Source organism: Desulfoconvexum algidum, assembly GCF_055382125.1.
This window is the reverse complement of the sequence record NZ_AP042394.1, coordinates 5,751,655-5,773,165: the sequence shown is the minus strand read 5'-3', so window position 1 is coordinate 5,773,165 and position 21,511 is coordinate 5,751,655. Positions and strand designations below refer to the sequence as shown.

The 21,511-nt window shown below is 47.6% G+C and carries 17 protein-coding genes; 5 read left to right on the top strand and 12 right to left on the bottom strand.

From position 1 onward, the window contains the following. Positions 1-105 precede the first annotated feature (105 nt). Both ACZ45G_RS26035 and ACZ45G_RS26030 read right to left on the bottom strand, forming a co-directional pair. Complete coding sequence (locus tag ACZ45G_RS26035; RefSeq protein WP_464173500.1) at positions 106-1,812, bottom strand: acyl-CoA dehydrogenase family protein; 1,707 nt, start codon at positions 1,810-1,812, stop codon at positions 106-108. A gap of 72 nt (positions 1,813-1,884) precedes the next feature. Continuing rightward, the gene (locus ACZ45G_RS26030; RefSeq protein WP_464173499.1) at positions 1,885-2,316 is read right to left on the bottom strand and encodes a MarR family winged helix-turn-helix transcriptional regulator; all 432 of its coding nucleotides are present in this window, start codon (positions 2,314-2,316) and stop codon (positions 1,885-1,887) included. A gap of 322 nt (positions 2,317-2,638) precedes the next feature. On the opposite strand from ACZ45G_RS26030, the gene ACZ45G_RS26025 reads away from it, so the two are divergent. Further along, on the top strand, positions 2,639-4,612 hold the full coding sequence (locus ACZ45G_RS26025) for an AMP-dependent synthetase/ligase (protein ID WP_464173498.1): 1,974 nt from the start codon (positions 2,639-2,641) through the stop codon (positions 4,610-4,612). A gap of 35 nt (positions 4,613-4,647) precedes the next feature. Here the strand turns inward: ACZ45G_RS26025 and hisA are convergent, their stop codons facing one another. The 7 genes from hisA to prmA form a co-directional block, all read right to left on the bottom strand. Beyond that, on the bottom strand, positions 4,648-5,409 hold the full coding sequence (hisA, locus tag ACZ45G_RS26020) for a phosphoribosylformimino-5-aminoimidazole carboxamide ribotide isomerase (RefSeq protein WP_464173497.1): 762 nt from the start codon (positions 5,407-5,409) through the stop codon (positions 4,648-4,650). Positions 5,410-5,425: 16 nt separating this feature from the next. After that, on the bottom strand, positions 5,426-6,046 hold the full coding sequence (locus tag ACZ45G_RS26015) for an ABC-type transport auxiliary lipoprotein family protein (RefSeq protein ID WP_464173496.1): 621 nt from the start codon (positions 6,044-6,046) through the stop codon (positions 5,426-5,428). After that, positions 6,036-7,112, bottom strand: coding sequence for an MlaD family protein (locus ACZ45G_RS26010; RefSeq protein WP_464173495.1), 1,077 nt, complete (start codon positions 7,110-7,112; stop codon positions 6,036-6,038). The genes ACZ45G_RS26015 and ACZ45G_RS26010 overlap by 11 nt, the downstream gene beginning before the upstream one ends. Next, a complete protein-coding gene (locus ACZ45G_RS26005; protein ID WP_464173494.1) occupies positions 7,109-7,912 on the bottom strand; it encodes an ABC transporter ATP-binding protein in 804 nt (267 codons plus the stop codon). Before ACZ45G_RS26005 ends, ACZ45G_RS26010 begins: the two co-directional genes overlap by 4 nt. After that, complete coding sequence (locus ACZ45G_RS26000) at positions 7,909-9,045, bottom strand: ABC transporter permease (protein ID WP_464173493.1); 1,137 nt, start codon at positions 9,043-9,045, stop codon at positions 7,909-7,911. Before ACZ45G_RS26000 ends, ACZ45G_RS26005 begins: the two co-directional genes overlap by 4 nt. 28 nt (positions 9,046-9,073) lie before the next feature. After that, positions 9,074-11,164 (bottom strand): HAMP domain-containing methyl-accepting chemotaxis protein, encoded by a 2,091-nt coding sequence (locus tag ACZ45G_RS25995; protein ID WP_464173492.1) that lies wholly within the window; start codon positions 11,162-11,164, stop codon positions 9,074-9,076. A gap of 141 nt (positions 11,165-11,305) precedes the next feature. Further along, positions 11,306-12,220 carry a 50S ribosomal protein L11 methyltransferase gene (prmA, locus tag ACZ45G_RS25990; protein WP_464173491.1) on the bottom strand — a complete coding sequence of 305 codons (915 nt, stop codon included), beginning with the start codon at positions 12,218-12,220 and terminating at the stop codon, positions 11,306-11,308. 92 nt (positions 12,221-12,312) lie between these two features. On the opposite strand from prmA, the gene ACZ45G_RS25985 reads away from it, so the two are divergent. The 4 genes from ACZ45G_RS25985 (at position 12,313) to ACZ45G_RS25970 (ending at position 16,840) form a co-directional block, all read left to right on the top strand. Continuing rightward, positions 12,313-13,221, top strand: coding sequence for a molybdopterin-dependent oxidoreductase (locus ACZ45G_RS25985; protein WP_464173490.1), 909 nt, complete (start codon positions 12,313-12,315; stop codon positions 13,219-13,221). Next, a complete protein-coding gene (locus ACZ45G_RS25980) occupies positions 13,214-14,926 on the top strand; it encodes a sensor histidine kinase (RefSeq protein ID WP_464173489.1) in 1,713 nt (570 codons plus the stop codon). The genes ACZ45G_RS25985 and ACZ45G_RS25980 overlap by 8 nt, the downstream gene beginning before the upstream one ends. Next, positions 14,923-15,747 carry a 50S ribosomal protein L11 methyltransferase gene (locus ACZ45G_RS25975; RefSeq protein ID WP_464173488.1) on the top strand — a complete coding sequence of 275 codons (825 nt, stop codon included), beginning with the start codon at positions 14,923-14,925 and terminating at the stop codon, positions 15,745-15,747. Before ACZ45G_RS25980 ends, ACZ45G_RS25975 begins: the two co-directional genes overlap by 4 nt. A 238-nt stretch (positions 15,748-15,985) precedes the next feature. Further along, positions 15,986-16,840 carry an SMP-30/gluconolactonase/LRE family protein gene (locus ACZ45G_RS25970; RefSeq protein WP_464173487.1) on the top strand — a complete coding sequence of 285 codons (855 nt, stop codon included), beginning with the start codon at positions 15,986-15,988 and terminating at the stop codon, positions 16,838-16,840. 113 nt (positions 16,841-16,953) lie between these two features. On the opposite strand, the gene ACZ45G_RS25965 is transcribed toward ACZ45G_RS25970, so the two are convergent. The 3 genes from ACZ45G_RS25965 to ACZ45G_RS25955 all read right to left on the bottom strand — a co-directional run bounded on the left by ACZ45G_RS25965 (position 16,954) and on the right by ACZ45G_RS25955 (position 21,389). Further along, positions 16,954-18,279, bottom strand: coding sequence for a short-chain fatty acid transporter (locus tag ACZ45G_RS25965; RefSeq protein WP_464173486.1), 1,326 nt, complete (start codon positions 18,277-18,279; stop codon positions 16,954-16,956). Between the two features lie 232 nt (positions 18,280-18,511). Beyond that, entirely contained in the window at positions 18,512-19,897 is a 1,386-nt protein-coding gene (locus ACZ45G_RS25960; RefSeq protein ID WP_464173485.1) for a sigma-54-dependent transcriptional regulator, read from the bottom strand. Next, positions 19,887-21,389, bottom strand: a complete 1,503-nt coding sequence (locus ACZ45G_RS25955) for an ATP-binding protein (RefSeq protein WP_464173484.1) — start codon at positions 21,387-21,389, stop codon at positions 19,887-19,889. The genes ACZ45G_RS25960 and ACZ45G_RS25955 overlap by 11 nt, the downstream gene beginning before the upstream one ends. Between the last annotated feature and the right edge of the window lie 122 nt (positions 21,390-21,511).

Genomic DNA, 21,511 nt, shown 5'->3' with positions numbered 1-21,511 from the left:
GTTTATCAAAATGGGGGAGGTTCAATTGCCCGGGGGTAAATTAAAAAAAAGCGGGAAACCCGATGAGTTGTAATCGATTTCCCCGCTTTTTTTTCGTTATTTTTTTTAAGGATTCATTTCATAGGTATCAATTAAAGCGTAAACTTGCTCTTTTAGAATTCGTTCAAACTTTTCATCGTCCACCACCGGTCGTTTGATCATTTTCAGACAGGCATCCTGCTGGGGCTTAGTGGATATCCCATTACCATAAAGTTCAAGGCCGAATTGGGAAAAGTCCCTGACCATAAAATCAAAAATTTGATCCAGCAGGTCATCGTCGATTTTTTCAATGGCAGCGCTTTCGATGATGAGCTGTCCGTAGGCAACCAGGGTAAAAATCTCCCCCACACACAGAAGATAATCAAAAGCGTTCATCATCTGGTCTTTTAATTCCATCCCAGACACCATTAAATACTCTTCATAGGCTTTAATCTGCTCCTTGAATATTTCGATATTGGGCAGATTCTTTGTGGCATATGTCGTTCTAAAATCATGGAATTGAATTTTTGCATACCCTCTGGTGCGTCCCTGTTCGAAAAGATAGTCGTCATTTTGGGCTCCGTTCATTTTGGGTATTTCCGGAAACTCACCGGGATTGAACATATAGCTGGGGATCAATTTGACGATGAGGGCCATGTTCACATGCCGGGTTCCTTCAAGCTTGGGAAATCCCCTTAAATCAAACACGGCCTGATTGAAATAGTTGTCCTTTTCAAATCCCTTTGCGGCGATGATATCCCAGATCATCTCATGGACAACTTCACCCTGGATGGCAACTTTCATCTTCATGATCGGGTTATAAAGCAGGTAGCGCTTGTCGTCCTTTGATGCACATCTCATATAATCGGTCGCCCTCAGGCCGAATAATTTCATGGCGGCAAGGCGGCAGTAAGAATCCAGGAAAAGCCGTTTGACATGGGGGAACTCGGTGACAGCCTTCCCATAAAGAGTACGGTGGGCTGCATGGTTCAAGGATTCGTACAGGGAATGGGTGACGATACCGATGGCGCCGGAACCGATATTAAATTTACAGATATTAATGGTATTGAGCATGTCATCCCATGCTTTTGGGCCCCGGGATAGAATCAGATCATCTGTAATGGGATAATCATGGAGGGCAAACTCCGCCACATAGTTCTGGGCATCAATAACATTTTGAATGCATTCATATTTTTCATGTTTTGAATCAACAGCAAAAAAAACATACTCTTCTGAACCATCAATTTTTCCAAAAACAGTGACAATTCCGGCTTCATTTCCATTGCCGATGTAATATTTAGTTCCCCTTGCCACATAGGTTCCGTCTTCACAGGGATAAAGTTTCATGGAGGATGAGTAGATATCGGCACCATGGTCTTTTTCCGAAAGGCCGAAGGCACATAGGGGATTTTCTTTCAGTTTTTCCACGGCCTTGTGCTTAAACGCTTCGTTGTCGCCCAGGAATACCGGGTCCAGACCCAATGTGGACACATGGTACAGATACCAGTATGCCATACCGTAGAACCCGCATATTTCTGAAAATTCAAACATTCTGTAGGTGCTGTAGTACTGACCTTTATCCCCATATCCCTCGGGCAGAAAAAGGGTTTCAAAAATTTTTTCTCGCTTGATAAATTCTGCAAAATCATAGGTGAACTCACGGGCATGGTAATCTTCATTCAGTTTTTTAAGCCCTTTGTTTTCAAACCATTCAATGGTTTTTACCATAATTTCTTTGGAGCGTTCATCGGGATAATTTCTATCCTGGTATTTTTTTGGATTAAAAAGCAACATGTTTGCCCTCCTTTTTAAGTCAGTATGCGAACTATTAATTTAGATAATTTTGCCCTGTCCATCTGTCCTAAGTTAATCCTTTAAAAACAGGCTTCGCAGCAGGCGTTTAAAAATTATCGTCTCTTCCATGGTAAAATCTGACAATAAGCTGTTATTGCCTTTTTTTCTCACCTCAATCAACTCATCTTTAAGGGAATCGGCCTTGCCCGATGGATAGAGTCTGAAAACACGTTTATCTGTTTTGTCCGGGCGTTTTTCGATCCAGCCCCCCTCATCCAGGCGATCAATGATGCCTGATAATGTGGCTTTATCGAGGATCAAAAGCTTTCCCAGCTCAGCAGCCGTGGCCCCTTCCTGGTACCAGATCCCCTCAAGAATAAGGTGCTGCATATTGGTCAGTCCATAGGGGGCCAATTTTTTTTTTAACAGGCCATGGGCCTTTTGATGGGCTTTGGCCAGGAAAAAAAAGGTACAATCGGGGATACTGCCTGGCAAATGATTCATATAAAACTCCTTTGTATACGAACAAATAATGCAACGGGCTCAATTTGTCAATATTATTTATAGGTATTCAACCCATTCCCTGGTGATCAATAGCCAGAGTCTTGCCTTTAGTGTATTAACCTAGTATCAGAAACACGGCCCTCTTTAATAAACGATGTTCAGTAAATATTGCTAAAATGAAATGGAACTGGTAACGATAAGGCATCAGAAGCATGGTATTCTCTATGAATTGTTTGAAAATTTAGAGGGTGTACTTGCTTGGGGCGCTGTGCCTTCGTCCGGCACATTGGTGAAAATGATACAAAAATAAAGGGGTGCGTTCATGCTGAACAACGATATCTTGAATTTACCATGGAAGGATAAGTGGACCTGTGAGAGTGAACCGCTAAAAACTGTCACCGCCCACTTTGTTGATACGACTAAAACCTTTGCCAATGAAGAGGGACAGCTCTTCAATGAACAACTTTATAATGGTGATAGTAATGGCAAACTTTTATGGGGTGAGGTTTATGAAAGGGTTGAAGATTATGCCTGCGGGTTAATGGGTATCGGTCTTGGCAAGCAGGAAATGGCTGGTATTATGGCAGCGAGCAGTCCTTACTGGACGCATGTGGACATGGCCCTGGCCTGTGTAAATACCGTCAGTGTCACTATTTATTCCACCCTTTCATTAAAAGAGGCTTCCTATATTGTAAATGATTCCGGGAGCAGGTTTTTGTTTTTAAGGGGGGATGATGTTTTAGAAAGGATCGCAGCCGGTTTTGATGACATGCCGAAGCTGGAAAAGATTATTGTCATGGACCGTGAATACACAAGCCGCGATGAGCGGGTCATGGGCCTGGGTGAATTGCAGGCAAAAGGTATCGAGTGGAAAAAAGACAGTAAAAATTACGCGGACTATATTGCCAGAAGAGATGGCGTAACCTTAGAGGACATCTACACCATACTTTACACCTCTGGCACAACGGGTCAGGGAAAGGGCGTTATCCTTACGCATCATAATGCTTCTTCAAGGATGCATGGCGTAAGCGAGTTCTTTAACTATTTTGGCATGGGCTTCAAACAGGAATATACAACTCTGTGTTTCCTGCCGCTTTCACATATATTTGATCGGGGCTCATGTCAGTTGGCTGCGATACTTTGCGGCGCAACGATTGCTTATGCAGACAGCCCCGGAACCCTTCTCGATGACTTGCAAAAATACAATCCGCACTGGATCAACTGTGTGCCGAGGCTGTATGAAAAAATTTATATAAAGCTTAACCAGTCAATGGGCGAGAGCGGCCTGAAAAGGAAAATGTTCGACTGGGCCCTTAAGGTTGGCGAAGAAGTTTTCGAATATCGCAAAGATCCGGAAACCGGCGCATACAACATGGGACATGCGTTTGATATAATGAGTAAACTCCCTGTGGGACTGAAGCTTAAATACAAACTTGCCGACAAACTCTTTGCAAAGGTCAGGGCCTTGTTCGGGAAAAATTTTATGCATTCATTCTCGGCAAGTGCCTCAATATCAGAAGATTTGCTCAAATTTTTCTATATTATTGGGATACGGGTAAGCGAGGGGTACGGTTCTACCGAAAGTTTTAATGCCTGCGCCAATACACCCTTAACTGCCTGTAAGCCGGGATATGTAGGGCTTGAGTCCAATGGCAGCAGGGTCAGGATGTCAGCCTTCGGTGAACTGGAGATCTCCGGCGCCGGTATTTTTAGCAACTATCTGAATAAACCGGAAGAGACTGCCGACTCTTTCACTGAGGATGGCTGGTTTAGAACGGGGGATAAGGTGGAGATAGATGAGTTCGGCTATATAAAAATAGTTGACCGCATTAAGTCAATTATTTGCCTTTCCAATGGTAAAAATATCGCTCCTGCAAAAATAGAGGCGCGCTTTGCAACCAGTGCTTATATTGAACAATTTTTTAGTATTGGAAATGAACGCAGCGTCATATCCGGCTTGATTGTACCAAACCTTACTTACTTTAAAGAACTGTTTGATGCTCAAGGCATTGATTATGATAATAGTAAAGTTGAAATTGATGAATCTTCAGGTGTGCCAATTGTTTATAAAGTCGGTGACGACTTTCTTGAGAAGGGCAACTTAAAAGCACTTATGGCCCAGGAAGTTGAAAATGCCAATAAAGAGCTTGAACGTTTTGAGCGGGTAAAACAGTATACCGTACTTACTGAGAGATTTACCGAGCAGAATGGAATGATAACACCAACTCAAAAAACCAAGCAAAAGATTATCGTTGAAACATATTCTGATCAAATTGAAAAGATGTACGACCGATAGCGGTGCAGGCCTATTAAAGGGGGAATTGAAGAAGTTCAGGAATTTTTTTGGTGCCAGTCAACCACATCCCGGTAGGCGATGCTTCCCCCGAATATATCCAAGGCACTGCCAATGGTGAGGTCCACCCGGTTTTGTCCCAGAGCTTTAACGGTTTCAAGGTCGGCAAAGCGGCTTGCCCCGCCGGCATAGGTGACGGGAATGGGGGCATTGCCCAGCAGTTCCACAAGATCTGTCTGGATTCCCTGCATCTTGCCTTCCACATCCACTCCATGGACCAGGAATTCATCACAGGAGGTGGCCAGATGGGTAATGGTTTCCTCGTTGACGGCAACATCGGTGAATTTTTGCCATCTGTCGGTGACGATCCAAAATTTCCCCTGTCTTTGCCGGCAGCTCAGGTCCAGCACAAGATTCTCGCGTCCAACGCAGCGGACCAGGGTGTCAAGTTTAGCAAGATCAATTTTCCCATTTGAAAACACATAGGAGGTAACAATCACATGACTGGCGCCTGCGTTCAGGTAGGTTTGTGCATTTTCAGGGGTGATGCCGCCGCCGATCTGCAGCCCTTGGGGGTAAGCCTTTAATGCCGATAAGGCCGCCTTTGTATTCCCAGGGCCCAGGGAGATGACATGGCCGCCGGTGAGTTTGTCTCGTCGGTACATCCGGGCATATTGGGCAGGCGATTTTTCGGTTTCAAAATTGGTGACGGGAAGCGAGCTGTCTGAATTTTTAAGAGTGCCGCCGATAATTTGAACCACTCGTCCGTTGCGAAGATCGATGCAGGGTCTGAATTTCAAGAGTTGTTTTCCTTTCCTATTTTTCTGTTAGTCCGGCTTTTTCAATATCACTATAAAATGCATCCAGAATTTCATTGATGCCCTTGCCCAGTCCATCTGCCAACAATCCCGGGTCCGGTGCATCTAACAGGATTTGAGCCCCATAGGTTTTCTGGATTACCGGGGTAAAACCGTCTCCTGTGTTCTTTTCAAGGATCAACCGGATGGTGACAATGGCTTTGGGATGCTTTGTGTCCTGGATATCCCCATGGAACGCCATGACCTTTCCCCAAAGCTGGAAATGGATATCTGCCATGGTCTGGGCCGGGACCGGGGAAAAAAAAGGAGAGGCCCAGAGGTCTTCCTGGATGACTTCTGTGATCATCCGGGCAGGAGAGGTCACGAAGTTGTTGTAAAAATCGGTGGTAAACCGGGTGGGGCTGAGTCTGTAGACAAATGAATTGGTTTCAAATTCAGGGGAGATGGAGAATCTTTTGACCAGCAGACCTTCTCCTGTCTCAGGGGTTTTGGAAGCCGCCATGCAAGATTGTGCCTGGACCCTGTAAATATTCTTTTCCTGGAATTTGTTCCGGATGTTGGTACATCCCATGAGATACAAACACAGGAATATGAGTACCCATCGGCCTTTAGTTTTCATCTGTTTTGAGTTTCTCCTTGATCTTTTCCGGGGTGTTTTTTTCCGGAGGACTTTCAAAAAGTAATCGTCCGGGATATTGTTTTAATTCAATGCTCAGTTGTTTTAAATTTTCCGATGTGTCTTCAAAGTTTTCAACCGCCCGTTGGACGGCGTCCGAATTGAGCCAGATCATGTGTTCCATCATTTTTGAGGTTTTGTTCAGGCTGTCCAGCATGGTGCCTATATTTGCTTCAAGATCGGTTGCCATGCTTTTTGTGCTGCCGGCAGTTTTTTCAAAATCTTTTAAGGTGTTGTCAATGGGTTGTTTGGCATTGTTTACGATGGCTTTCAACCCGGTAAAAGAACCCTGGGCATCTGCAATGAGCCGGGTGAAGCGTTCAGAGGTAAGGGTAGTGGCGAGTATCTGGTTGGTTTGCCTGATTTCCTTTAACAGGTTTTCGGTCTGAATGGAAATTTGGGCCATGCTCAGGGCATTTGCTTTCTGGTTCAGGGTTTGAAGAAGACTTTTAAGCTCCGCTGTAATGTCGGACAGTTTCACCACGGACAGGTTATCCAAGATTTCGTTAAGGGCATCCCCCATGCGTTTTATGTTGCTTTTGCTGGAAGGGACATAAATATTTGTCGGATGCCAGTTGATATCAAGGGGTATTTCCCGTTTGCCGGAATAATCGGTTTCAAGGTAGGCTGCGCCTGTCAGTCCTTTGAAGGACAGATGGATACTGAGACCTTCAGCAATGGCCTTTTTTATTCGAAGGGTGCTGGTTTCTCCGGTTTGTCCCACATAGCAGTCATCGGAAAGGGAAAAGGTGACCAACACATAATTGGATTGGATATTGTAAAGTTTGGTCGGGGTGGTAATGGCTTTGACGGTCCCGATTTTAACCCCCTTGTATTTCACCTCGGATCCAATGTCCAGTCCCTGGACCGATTCGTCAAAACAGGTTTCCCCAAGGGTTTCCGTTTTGAAAAATTCGCCGGCACCAAATGCGATGAGAAAGGCAGCGCCAAGGCTAAAGGCAATGATGACAAACAGGCCGAGTTTGAAAAAATTTGCTTGTTGGGTCATTTTTTAGTTTCCAAGTTTTCAGGTTTCCGGGTTTCGGGTTTCCGGGTTTCGGGTTCTGGGTTCCGGTTAAAAAAATTATAGACATAGGGGTTTGATTTGTCTTGTTTGAGCTCTTTTGGGGGGCCCATGGCAATAATTCCCTTGGTCTCTCGTTCCAGCATGATGGTGCGGTCTGCAATGGCTATAATGCTTTCCAGTTCATGGGTAACAATGACAAAGGTGATACCCAAGGATGCGGAAAGTTCGAGGATCAGCTTGTCCAGGCCGGCAGAGGTCAGGGGGTCGAGACCTGCCGAGGGTTCATCCAGAAAAAGGATGGACGGGTCCAGGGCCATTGCCCTGGCAATGGCCGCTCTTTTGCGCATCCCGCCGGATAGCTCATCGGGTAAAAGAAAAGCGCCCTGGGCAAGATCCACAAGGCCAAGTTTTACCATGGCAATGGTCTCAATGGCATCCTGGGGAAGATCGGTATATTCCTGTAAGGGGAGCATGATGTTTTCCAGGACCGTCATTGAGCCGAAGAGAGCTCCATTTTGAAAGGCTACGCCAATCGTTTGGAGCAGATTGTTTCTGGCAGTTCCCCTGGCCGTTACCATATCTTCACCATGGATAAAAACCTGTCCTGCCACCGGGGGGATAAGCCCGATCATATGTTTTAACACCGTGCTTTTCCCGCATCCGGATCCGCCCAGAATCACAAAAATCTCTCCGCTCTGGATGTCAAAGCAAAGATTTTCCATGATGGCCTGGTTGTTATAGCCGGCGGATAGGTTTTTAACCTTGATGGCTGTTTTTTTCATACGCCCATATAATAGTAAATAATGGAAAAAATGCCGTCAAATACGGCAATGAGAACAATGGAGGACACAACGGCCCGGGTGGTGGCCTCCCCGACGGCTGCGGGTCCCCTGGCAGTTTGGTATCCCCGGATGCAGCCGGTGGCGGCAATGAGGATGCCAAATACAAAACATTTGATGATACCACCGGTGAAATCCTGCCAGGTGACAAAATTGACCACCTGGTTATAATACGCAACAATAGGGTATCCAAGGGAGACAATGACCACGGCTCCACCGGCAATTCCCACCAGATTGGCAAATATGGTCAAAAGAGGTGTGATCAGGGTCGAGGCAATCACCCGGGGAAGGATTAAAAATTTTACAGGGTCCATGCCCATGACGGTGAGTGCATCTAATTCTTCATTGATTTTCATGGTGCCGATTTCAGCTGCAAAGGCCGATGCTGACCTGCCAGCCAGGACAATGGCCGTCATCAGGGGGCCCAATTCCCGGACCGTTGCAATCCCGATGAGGTTGGCCACATAAATTTCCGCTCCAAACATTTTCATGGGCATGGCTGCCTGGAATGCCATGACAAGGCCGACAATAAAACTGATCAGGGCAACAATGGGAAGTGCATCCACACCAGCCCGTTCCGCTATCACAAGGGTATCTGCCCATCGGATATGGCCGGGGTTTTTCAGGCTTGTGATCATGGCCCAGGTAATTTCCCCAATAAAACCGATAAAAACCTTTGCATCGGAGAAAATATTCCCAATGTTTTTTCCCGTCTGTTCAACAAAGGAGGGGGGTGGGCCAGGATTTTTAAAGTCTGAATTCATATCGGTTTTTTCTGCCAGGCTGAGCATGGGCGCGTATTCTGATTTCAGACCAACAACCTGGGGGGGGACAGGGGGGACAGGGCTAGGTTTTTTTCCCAGGGTTTTCAGGTGGGAAATAAAGGCGGCACCGGCCATATCCAGATAGTCAACCCCCTCAAGATTGATGACAAGGACGGCGCTTCCGACTTGCCCAATGGCAAGGCAGGCCTGCGTCCATACCCCGGCGAGCCCTCGGGCATCCAGTCTGCCGCTAAGGAACAGGGTGGTGGTATCCGGGGTGGTTGTGATGGCAAGTTGCGGCGGTTTAGTCATATATTTATTTTTAAAAGAGGTCGTTGGGTTAAATTTTAAACTTAGATGCCATTTCCTTGAGGCTATTGGCAATTTCAGCCAGTTCCCTGGCATTTTGATTTACTTTTGTGCTGTTGTCAAAGAGACCGTCGGACATGTCATTGATTTCGGAAACATCTTTGGCCACCCCTTCGGCCACATCAGAGCTTTGTCCAATATGGGTGCTGATATCCTGCCCAGCTCCTGAGGCCATGTTAATGTTGGCCGATATTTCCCGGGTGGTGGCCGATTGTTCTTCAATGGCTGCTGCGATGGTTGCGGACAGGTCATTTATATTGAAAACAATATCCGCCACATTGGATATGATATCTACTGTTTGCCCGGTTTCCGTCTGAATCATCCGGATCTGTGATTTAATCTCTTCCGTGGCCCGAGAGGTCTGGGTGGCCAGATCTTTTATCTCCGAGGCGACTACGGCAAACCCTTTCCCGGCAGCGCCTGCCCGGGCGGCTTCAATGGTGGCATTCAATGCCAGCAGATTTGTCTGTTCGGAAATTTCTGTGATGGTCTCTGTTACTTTTCCAATGGCATCTGCAGCGGTTTTGAGAAGATCAACTTTTTTTCTGGCTGTCTTGGTCTGGGTTACGGCCTGGTCTGTTGTCTGTCTGGATGTGGCGGTATTCTTGGCCACTTCATCAATGGTAGCAGTCATCTCTTCGGCCGCGGCTGCAACTGCATTCAGGTTTTCCGAGGTCTCTTCCATGCCCTTGGCCACAGAAGTCATGGCATCATTCATCTCAGTGGCGGCTTTGGCCACATGGCTGGATTTGTCCGAAGCATTTTTGGCCCCCTCGGACATGGTATCTGACAGGCCGGTCAGCTCAGAAGCTGCATCCGTCAGATGGGTGATACCAAGGGTGAGACTTTTAATCAGGTCCCCGACACTTTTGGCCACCTGGTTTAGATGGTCTGCCAGGTCCCCGAGCTCATCGGTACTGTCAACATCCAGACGGGAGGTAAAATCACCCTTGGCAAGACTTTGGGCAAATGAAAAACTTTTGGTCAGAACCAAAAGAATCTGGCGGATAATTATGTAAGCCAGCACCGTTCCCAGGAAAATGCCGGCAAAGGCAATACCAATTAATAAAACACGGGCCTTTTTGAAATTTTTTTCTGCAATATCACGGTCATTTGTCAGGCCTTTCTGACTGGCATTGACAAGATCTGCCATGACTTTTTCTGCCTGGTCCAGATAGGGTTTGCCCTGGGCCTGGGACAGTTCAAAGGCTTTGATGTTTGAATTTTGAATAGCTAGTTCCGTAATCTGCTTGCTTGCAATGGTAAATTCTTTAAAATAACCTGTGGCTGCTTCAAAGTCTGGTTTTGATTTTTTATTGATGAGGGATCCCAGGGCATTAAATTCGGCTGCAATGGGTTTTTCCAGCTCGTTAGTTTTGGTGATGAGTGTCTGGATCTGAACCATATCCCTGGAAAGGATAATCGCCTGTTCTGTATTTTCCAGTTCCCGGATGGTTCCCAAAAGCCGGGCGGAACGTTTCATCAATTCTCCTACCTCGACAAGGAGCATGGAATCAAATAGCTGACCGGCCTCTATAAATTCCTCTTCATAATTGACAAGGATTTTTTCAACATGGCCGGTAAGTTTGGTAATCAAGGGGCCTGCAACGGTGGCCGCCAGTTGGGCGGCTTTAAAATTTGTATTTTCCCGGGTCAGAGCAGAAACAGCCCCATGGGTTTTCATGAAGTGTGAAAATGCCGTATTAAACAGGACCAGTTTCTTTCGTTCATCGGGGCTTGCAATTATAGACAATTGCTTGCTTTTGTCGAGAATTTTTGTTTCAGCCGTTTTGATCAGATCGGCATATTTTTTCATTTCTGAGTCATTTTCGGAAATGAGCATATCTTTTTCAGATCTGGAAACCAGTAGAAGATCTTTGTTAATGCTGGTGGCCAGAATTATTTTTTCAGCGGAACGATTAACGATTTTGGTGATCTGGTCCTTCATGCCGGAAAGGTTCCATAGTCCGACAATCCCGATGAGAAAAGAGATGATGATAAAAATGAGAACGACCGAAAAAAATTTAACCTTTAGGCTGATCCGGGTTGGTTTGTCTGCCATGTGAATGCCTCTCTTCTATTTTATTTTGTAAAAAATGCGTATTTTGTAAGGGTAATAATAACCACATACGGAGAAAGGAATCAATGGAAATCAAAGTCTCCGGTCCTCTCATGTCTTTGGGTTCTGACGGGTCTCCAGGCCTCATCGTTTAACAGCCAACGCCACCCAATCCCCTTCATTTGTTTCATGGTATATGTGAAGATTGCTCGTTTCAAGGGCAGCAAGAACATCGGGTTTACGTTCCCGGATAATTCCTGAAAGTATGGCCACCCCGCCCGGGGCGATCCGGCGTTCAAGGTCCGGCATGACATCAACAATCACCTGGGCAATGATATTGGCGGCAATGAGGTCATAGGTTTTTTCAGGGGTCTGGTCCAGGGTGGTGCAGGCAAGTGAATATAAAAGGGGGCTCACCTTGTTTTTTTCCAGGTTTTTTTTGCTGATCTCCACGGCCACCTCATCAATGTCAATGCCTGTCATCCGTTTGGCACCAAGACCGGCAGCCGCAATCATGAGAATACCAGACCCGGTTCCCACATCCAGGAATTCTGCTCCCGGTACAAGAAACTGCTGGATCATCCGGATGCACATGGCGGTTGTGGGATGGGTACCTGTACCGAATGCCATCCCCGGATCCAGGTGAATGACAATATCATCGGGTTCAGGGTCGTAGTCTTTCCAGTCTGGCTTGATGACAATCCTGTCGGTGATGCGGGTGACATTGAAGTAGGTTTTCCAGGCATCTGCCCAGTCTTTTTCATCCACAATCTCCACCTCTATTGTCACCTGGATACCAAACTGGGTCAGTTCCATTGACCTGGTTTTAATTTTTTTAAGAATGATATCTGAGGAGTCAATGTCGGGGAAGTATCCCACAATGGAGTTTCGATCCGGCAGGGGCAGGGTGTGGGTGCCAAAGCCTTCGTCGGGTTCTTCAAGGGGGACGTTGCAGACCACTCCTTTAAGGTTGAAGGAAAAAAAGAGGTCACAAATCAGCTCTTCAGCCAGGGGAATATTTTTTGTTTCAAATGCAGCGGTGATTTTTTTAAATTTCATGGATCGTAAGTCTCGCTTGAGTTTTTTTTTAAAAAGAATTATTTTACAAAGTCATTCTATTGTCAAATTTAATTTTCCGAAACAAAGGGAGCATGAAAAAAACAATACTAAAAATCATGGGGTTTGTCCTTGTTTTTCTTTTGGGTGCAACTCCTGTTTTTGCAAATACCCATATTAAACTGATGGGGGACACGTCTGTCTGGCCACAATTTTTTCGTGTGGACCTTGAATCATTGAAACCCCATTCCCGGACCATCCAGGCCATTGATCCCAATTTTAAGGAAGAGGGGAGAGCGGATTTTACTGGTATCGGAATAAAGAAAATTTTTGATCTGGCAGGGATTCCCTGGGAAAAAGGAATTACGATCATTGGGGCAGACCAATATGTGGGTTTTCTTTCCAAAAAGCAGATATTACAGGACATGGTCTTTTTGGTCTGGCAGATGAACCACAATCCCCTGAAAAAATTAAAGGGCGGCCCCTTAAAAATAATGTTTCTTGACCAGGCCAGGGTCCATGCTTCCTGTTATACCTGGTATGTGGAGGCCCTTATTGCCGGACGAATGGACCAGGCTGTTTTGAAGGTGCAGGTGAATGGCAATGAAAGGTCCTATGCCCGGAAAGGTCTGGTTTCCCAAGCCGGAGAGTTTTCGGCCCGTATGCTTTCAATCCCCCAGGGGTGTCGAAATGAGTTCAAGGGATTCCAGGCAAAACAAAAAACGATTTATGCCCTACCCTTTTCTCGACTCATCAAACCGGCTGAGATAAAAAAAGCAACTCAGATAAAACTGATTCCCCTTACCGGGCCCATCATGACCCTTAAACCGAAAGTGTTTGACTATCCGGTATCCATCGTTGTCAGTTGTAACGGGGACGCTCTTCATCCAGCCCTTGGCGGCCCTTTTTCCATTATTTTTCCAGTGGAAAATCATCCGGAACTCAAGGGGATGGTTCCGGATTCTGGTGCCTTGTTTTTCCTGGAGAAAATTATTGTTGAATAAAATATTTCCCCAAAAAACACTTCAGGCAAAACTTTTGGCCTCTGTCTTTGTTATTGTGAGTCTTACCATTGTTTCCATTACTGCAGTGGTAAGCGTCATTGTAAAAAAACAATTTCAGCAGACAGAACTAACTCGGATCTATTATGAAAGTAATGCCTTGAAAGCTCGGCTTGGGCAATTGATGTACGGCCAGAATTATCGATCTTTGATGATTACATTATCCAATGCGAAAATAACAAACCCGGCTATTTTGTATTTTCTGCTCACTGATAGGAAGGGTATAATTTTGATTGCCGATAATGAAACCCTTATCGGCCAAAAACAGTTTTCCGTGGCAAGCCAGGATGAAAACGACCCTTTGTATACCAATACAGACAGACTAAAGGGAAAAATCTCCTCGGATGTGTTTAACATTTATTTGTCCCGGCTCACCACAGATATCCATGACAAGAAATCCATCAAGGGCCGTAACCGGGATATTATATTTGATGCCATCTGGGAAATTTCCTATATGGGAGAGCCGATGGGAGAGCTTCGTGTGGGGTTTTCACGCCAGGAGATGGAACAGCACCTGTGGATGTTGACGGGTGCTATGCTGGGAACCGGATTTCTGGTGCTTTTGGTCACCCTTCTCATGATTTTTTGGGTAATCCGGTTGAACATGTCACCCCTGGCATCCTTTGTCGGGACGCTATCCATGCTTCAGCGGGACCGGGATGGGCAAAATCTGAGAAATAATCTGGCAGGTATTGCCCTGGAGGAAAAAGATACAGAAGTAGAAGAAATCCGGAGTTTAAAACGGGCCTTTATTAATATTCGGGATCTGTTTGTTTCAAATTGGGATCAGCTTGAAGATCACCGCCGGAACCTGGAACAGATGGTGGAAGAAAGAACCGTGGAATTCCATGAAATCAATGAACAATTGACCCTCCAGGTACGGGAAAGAAAAGAGATTGAGTCCCGGCTTTTAATGGTTCAGAAGCTTGAAGCCATCGGTACCCTGGCCGGGGGAATTGCCCATGAGTTTAACAATCTGTTCATGGCCATAACCGGGTATGCCACCCTGATCCAGAAACAGGCGGAACCCGGGCATTCCAATATTAAAAAAGCAGAAAAAATTCGCCAGCTGGTTGACACAGGCTCCCAGTCCATCCAGCAGCTGTTGGGGTTTGCAAGGAGCGGAAAATATGATCCCGGCCCCTTGAATCTCAATGGGGTGATACGCCAGAACCTTCTCATATTCAGCCGCAGCAGAAAAGATATTGAGATTAAAACAACCTATTGCCCCGACCTGTGGAGTGTCCAGGCGGACAGGTCCCAGATGGAACAGGTCGTCATGAATCTCTTGCTCAACGCTTCGGAAGCCATGCCGGGAAAAGGGTGTCTCCAGGTGGAAACCCAAAATGTGGTCCTGGATAAAAAAGCAGTTTCCCTAGGGAAAAGGGTGTCGGGTAGATTTGTCCTCTTTTGTATAAAGGACGAAGGCCGGGGCATCGATAAGGAGTTACTCCCAAGGATTTTTGACCCGTTTTTTACCACCAAGCACATGGGGGTGGGAACGGGAATGGGACTGGCTTCTGTATTCGGCATTATCGATAATCACGGGGGAATTATAACCGTTGACAGCCAAGAGGGCAAGGGAAGCCTGTTTTGTGTCTACCTGCCTGCCCTGGCGAGCAAACCCAAGGGAAGTGAATACAGATGAAAAATCCCTATGAACAATTGGTCATTTATAATCTTGACGGTGTACCAGCCCTTGACCATCGGGTGGAAAAGGATGAACGGTACCTGGGTACCTGGGTGGAGGAAGATACCTCCTTTCTTTTTTTTTCCAGTCCGGTGCCTTCCCTGGTTGAACAGGTAAGGCGTGAAAATTCCCATATCTCCCTGGTGGAAACCTATGAAATGACCTGTGAGCAATGGCACGGGGATAAGATTGAGCCCTATTTCGTTGAAGATTTTTGCATTGCCCCGCCCTGGGACCGGCTGAACGAAGAGACAAAATCGGCAGCCCGGGAAATTCTCCTGGATCCGGGGGTGGTTTTCGGCACCGGGTGTCACCAGACCACGGAGGATTGTTTGACACTGATCCATTGGTTGTGTACCCGGGAGACGATCGGGACGGTTCTGGACATCGGCACGGGCACGGGGCTTCTCGCTCTCGGGGCTGCCGCCCTTGGGTGTGCCAGAGTTCTGGCCTGTGACTTTAATCTTCTGGCCGTGAAAACCACCCTGAAAAATATTCGACTGAACCGGTTTGAAGCGCAAATCCTTGCCTTCCAGGCAAAGGGGGAAGAGGTGATCTGCCTTCCCTGCGACCTGCTGGTGGCCAATATCCACTATGATATCATGCAGCACCTGGTTGAACATCCTGCGTTTTTGGAAAAAAAATATTTTATCCTGTCCGGTCTTCTAAATTCTGAAACCACTAAGATTATGGCATCCCTGGCTACAAAAAGGGTTCATGTCATTGAAAGACGATGTCCCGACGGCATCTGGAATACCCTCCTGGGCAAACGGATATAAAAAATATGTCCCCCCTGTAAGAAGCGCGCTTTGTGGGGGAAAAAAAGATTGACATTTGTTTTTTTGATATTCTATGTTAGGGAACTCGCGTACAAGGGAATCAAATACAAAAAATTTCATCTGTCGCCCATTTCAAATCTTGGATTTCCTGCCGCTTCGTTTTCGTCTTGATTCTGGGATTCCTGTTCAGCAGGGTGCCTGATTCAAAAATAATAATGGATGATAAGGGGGAACCTAAATGAACTATTTTATCAAATTTATGATTGTATCGTTGATTTTTTTCCTGGGTGCATGCACGCCCTCAGGGGAACCAGTAGGAAAAAAAGCGCGCATGGAACTGGTCTGGGAGACAGCAACCGGGCTGGATGTCCCTGAATCGGTGATGTACGATCCGAATAATCAGGTCTTATTCGTCTCCAATATCAGCGGCAAACCAACGCTTAAAAACGGCAGGGGATACATTGCCAGGCTGAACCTGGACGGAACGCTGGATACCCGTGTCTGGGTGGGCGGTTTCAATGCGCCCAAAGGAATGGGGATCTTTGGTGACACCCTCTATGTGACGGATATTGACCGGGTTCACGCGATTGATATTCCAACGGCTGTCGTTCATAAAACCTGGGATGTTGCCGGTGCAAAGTTTTTAAATGATATTGCCGTTGACGGCACCGGGGTTGTCTACATTACCGACATGGCAACCAAGACGATCCATGTAATCAAGGAGGGACAGCTGGATTCCTTCCTGGTGCTGGAGTACAACAAGCCGAACGGGCTTTTTATGAGGGGCAGCACCCTCCTGGTCGGGACCGCAGACGGGTTGTTGAAAATTGACATCCCCTCTAAAAAGGTTGTCCTGGAGATTGTTCATCCCGGGGGCATAGACGGCCTTAAGCCATTGGGAAGAGGACAATTCATTGTCAGTGACTGGAAAGGGAAAATAGAGATTATCGAAAAGGGTCGGTCTCCAGTTCTGCTTATGGATACATCGGCTCAGAAAATAAACGCAGCGGACTTTGAATATATCCCAGATAAAAAATGGGTGATCGTCCCGACATTTTTTGACAACCGAATTCTGGCGTATCATCTGCAATAGCGCTGCGGGCTAACTCGGTGGAAATTGTATGACATCTGATTTTTTATGAACCTTGGAGGCTCTGGTTTCGGGTGTGGGGGGGGGGCTCAAAAAGCCCCCCCCCCCTATGATCGTTAGAGAAAAGTCAGTACAAGTGAGATCACAAATCCTCCCCAGAGGAGGGCAACAACGCAATAGCCCATGATATCGCGGATACCAAGACCGGCGATGCCCAGCAGGGGAAGTGCCCAGAAGGGCTGGATCATGTTGGTCCATGCATCTCCCCAGGCGATTGCCATGGCCGCTTTGGCAAGGGGTACCCCGAGGGCCTTTGCCGCAGGCATGATGATGGGACCCTGTACAGCCCATTGTCCTCCGCCTGATGGCACAAAGAAGTTGACAATGCCGGCACTCAAAAAGGTGAAAAAGGGAAAGGTCATGGGAGTGGATACCTGGACAAACCACTGGCTGATGGAGGCGGCAAGGCCCGAGTGAACCATCATGCCCATGATGCCGGCATAGAGGGGAAACTGGAGAACGATGCCGCCGGTGTTTTTAATGGCCTCATTGGCCGCCTTTAAAAAATTGGCCGGTGTGCCGTGGAGAACAATACCGGCAAACAGAAAAATCATGTTCACACTGTTGAGCCCCAACTTTCCGCCGGTGATGAAATAGTAAACAATGTAGGCAAAGCCGAAGAGTCCCAGGAGCATGGAGATGATCACGCTGTTTTCAATTCTCTCAGCCGGTGTCGTCCCTTTGGTTTTTGCAGTTTGGCCCCCGGTCTCCTCAAGCAGTGCCGGGTCTATCTCAACAATGTCATCCGCATCCGGGGCCATCATCATGTTAATGATCGGAAGGGTGAGGATGAGAACCGCACAGATCAGCAGGTTCTGCCAGGCAAAGATGGTTTCTGTCACCGGAATGACTTCGCCGCCGGTGATGGCGGACATGAAATTTTTAGAGACCTGGGCAATCTTCAGGGGAACGGAGCCTGACAGCCCGGCATGCCAGATGAGAAATCCCGAGTAGGCAGAGGCCACGAGAAGCCCGTAGTGGATCCCCTTGATTTTTTTTGCCATCTGCCTTGCCAGAAGGGCCCCCACAATCAGGCCGAAGCCCCAGTTGATCCAGCAGGCGATGAGTGCGACCACGGTGGTCACGACGATGGCCTGGGACGGCTTGCTGGCAAGGCCTGCTATGGCGGCAAGGACCGATTCCACCACCCGTGTTTTTGCCAGGGTGTGGCCGGTGACCAGGACCAGAACCATCTGCATGGCAAAGGCCAGAAGTTTCCAGAATCCCTGTCCCCAAAAGTTTACCATCTCAATGGGGGACTGCCCCTTGAAAACAATACCAAAGATGAAGACCACAAAGGTCAGAATAACGGCAAATAAAAAAGCATCGGGCAGCCATCTTCTAACTATTTTACTGAAAGACCCAGCTAAGGCTTTTATCACGAGAACCTCCTAATACGGTTGATGTTTTGTGCAGCCATTTATGAGAACCTGCCCGGGCAGACCGCCGGGCATATCTCTCCTTTGTCCTTTGTTTGCAGGTACCTGGATCTTTTAAGCGCTTGATAAAGTTAATAGCAAAGATCATGCCATTCTTCGGAGGGGGTGGGGATAGGGTCCGGGCGGGAGGGGGTGACCCAAATAAAGGGTAAACATTGACCGGAATGGGTAAAGTTTACACTGGATCTTCCAATTCGGTTGAGGCCAGGTCATAGGCATTGATCTTGTAGAAAAGTGCCTTTCGGCTCATCTGAAGCGCCCGGGCTGTTTTAATGCGATTCCATTGGTTTTCTTTCAATGTTCTGGCAATAATTTGCTTTTCCACCGCCTGGAGGGTTTCTTTCAGGGAGCGCCCCCTTCCCGTATCCACAAGGGGCTGGAAATCGGACGGGGATCGATTGAGGGAAAGGTCTTCGGGCATGATCAAGGGCCCCCGGGCCATGACAACGGCTCTTTCAATTTGATTTTCAAGCTCCCGGACATTCCCGGTCCAGTTGTCGTCGCATAAAATTGCCATGGCCTTGGGGGCGATGCATTTGGGAGGCAGGCCCTCCCCCTTTGAAAATTTGTTCAGAAAATAGTCCACCAGGAGGGGGATATCCTCCCGGCGTTCGCGAAGGGGGGGGATGGTGATCTGGATGACGTTGAGCCGGTAATACAGATCCTCCCGGAACCCCCCTCTTTCCAGGAGTTCTTCCAGGTTCCGGTTGGTTGCGGCAATGATGCGGACATTGGTTGTAATGGTTTCAAGTCCTCCCACCCGCTGGAACTGCTTGTCCTGGATCACCTTGAGAAGCTTGGCCTGGAAATAGGGCCGCATCTCGCCGATTTCGTCCAGGAACAGGGTCCCGTTGTCTGCGTATTCGAATTTTCCGATTTTGTTGGCAACCGCACCGGAGAACGCGCCCCTTTCATGGCCGAAGAATTCGCTTTCGATCAACCCTTCCGGGATGGAGGCGCAGTTTACCCCGACAAATTTACCGGTATTGTACTGGCTGTTATAGTGGATGGCTTTGGCCACCAGCTCTTTTCCCGTGCCGGTTTCCCCCTGGATCAGCACCGTTGCATTGGTCTGGGAAATTTTCCCGATCATTTTAAAGACCGTCTGCATTTTTTCGGATTTGCCAATGATATTGTTTATGGAAAACCGTTCCTTTACCTCTTTGCGCAGCAGTTGGACCTCTTTGTTCAGCGCCTTTATTTCCATGGCCTTGTTTACGCTGAGCCGGATCTCCGAATTGTTAAAGGGCTTGGAAATATAGTTGTAAGCACCCAGTTTCATGGCCTCGACCGCTGTGTCCACACCGGCAAAGGCGGTCATCATGATCACGGGAACAGTGGGATGTTTTTTACTGAGAATCTTGATGGCGGCAAGTCCGTCCATCACCGGCATCCGGATGTCCATGAAGACCAGATCCGCTCCCGAGGTCGCCATGTGGTCAATGGCCAGTTTCCCATTTTCAACCAGTGTCACCTGATATCCTTCCGCGGTGAGGATTTCCTTGAGAAGGCGCCGGACATTGTTTTCATCATCTGCAATTAATATTTTTTTATTCGCCATTTGTTTTTGTTCCTGTTATCGGTAAATGCAGGGTGATTTTTGCACCGTTGAACCGGGAGACCGAGACCGCCATGAACCCGTGGTGCAGGTCGATGATTCGCTGGACCACGGCCAGGCCGAGGCCGGTCCCGTTTTCCCGGGTTGTGAAAAAAGGGTCGATCAGCCGGTTGATATTTTTTTCTTCAATTCCGTGGCCGCTGTCTTCGATGTGAATCCGTATAAAACCATCCCCCCCGGCCTCTGTGGTGATCAAAATTTTCCCCCCATTTTCCATGGCCTGGGTGGCATTGATGATAAGGTTGATGAACACCTGGCGGATCTGTTCCTCGTCAATGGGAATCAGGGGCATGGCGGCCAGGAAGTTTTTTTCCACCCCCACCCCCTGTTTTTCGAATTTAAATTGCAGGAGGGTGAGGGCGCCATCCAGCAGGTGGTTAATGTCCTTGTGCATCTTCAGGGGGTCCGAGGGCCTGGCATAATACAACAGCTCTTCAACAATCTTGTTGAGGCGGTCTACTTCAAAGATAGCGATGGAGGCATACTCATGGGTTTGTTCCCGGGGGGCAGTTTTTTCCTGGATGAGCTGGATAAATCCCCGTATGGCGGTGAGGGGATTTCTTATTTCATGGGCAACACCGGCGGCAACTTCCCCCAGGGCGGCCATTTTATCGGCTTTTTGCATCTGTTCTTCCAGTTTTTTTCGTTTTGAAAGGGCCCCTGCCATCTCATTAATGGCCGTGATGATCTCGCCGATCTCGCCGCCCCTGGGCAGAATTCGGTAGTCCAGGTCCTCCTGGATCGTCTTTAACCCATTTTTAACCAGTTTCACCTTATTGGCCACCGACCCTGCGATCAGAATGCTGACCACAAACGAGATAAATACCCCCGTAAAAATAATGGCATAAAATTGATCCTTCAATTTTTCGGTCTGGCGGTTGATGTCCTCCACCAGCTCGTTGGCCCAGATATAGCCGATGATCTCCTTGTTGCGTATCACAGGATACATGCAGTTCATGATATTTCCCCGGACCAGCACGGCGGTCTGCACCATTTTCTGTCCTGTCTTCATCACCTCGCGGCCCTGGTGGGTAAGGGAGATGGACTGCCCGACCTTGCGACCCAGTTCATTGCTGGGCCCGTAGGTAATAATGGCATCCAGCTGCTTTGAATAATAGCCCACCCCGATTCCGGGGTCCGCATCTGCAATGACGTCTGTCCCTGATTTCAGGAGGGTATTTAACACGGCAATTTTTTGGGACCTGGGAGCATCCAGATTGCCGGTCTCTTGCAGGATCTGGTCAAAACTTTTTTCAAGCCGCCGGTCCATGAGCCTTGCCAGGGCAAACAGCTTGTTCTGCTTTTCTTTGAGAATGGCGTTCTGTGCCTTGATCATCATAAAATACCCAGTCCCCGGAACCGATAGGACGATCATTCCGGTCATGAGCAGCAGGATGGAAATTTTCAGGGACAGGTATTGTTTTCTTATGATCACAGCCTCCTGGTTAAAGGATGAATACGCGCCATATAAAAACTGATAAGTAGGACAGGGGGTCCCTTTTTGTCAAGAGGCGGGTGAAGAAACCAGCAAATCCCCGGGACCCGCTCTATTTTTCA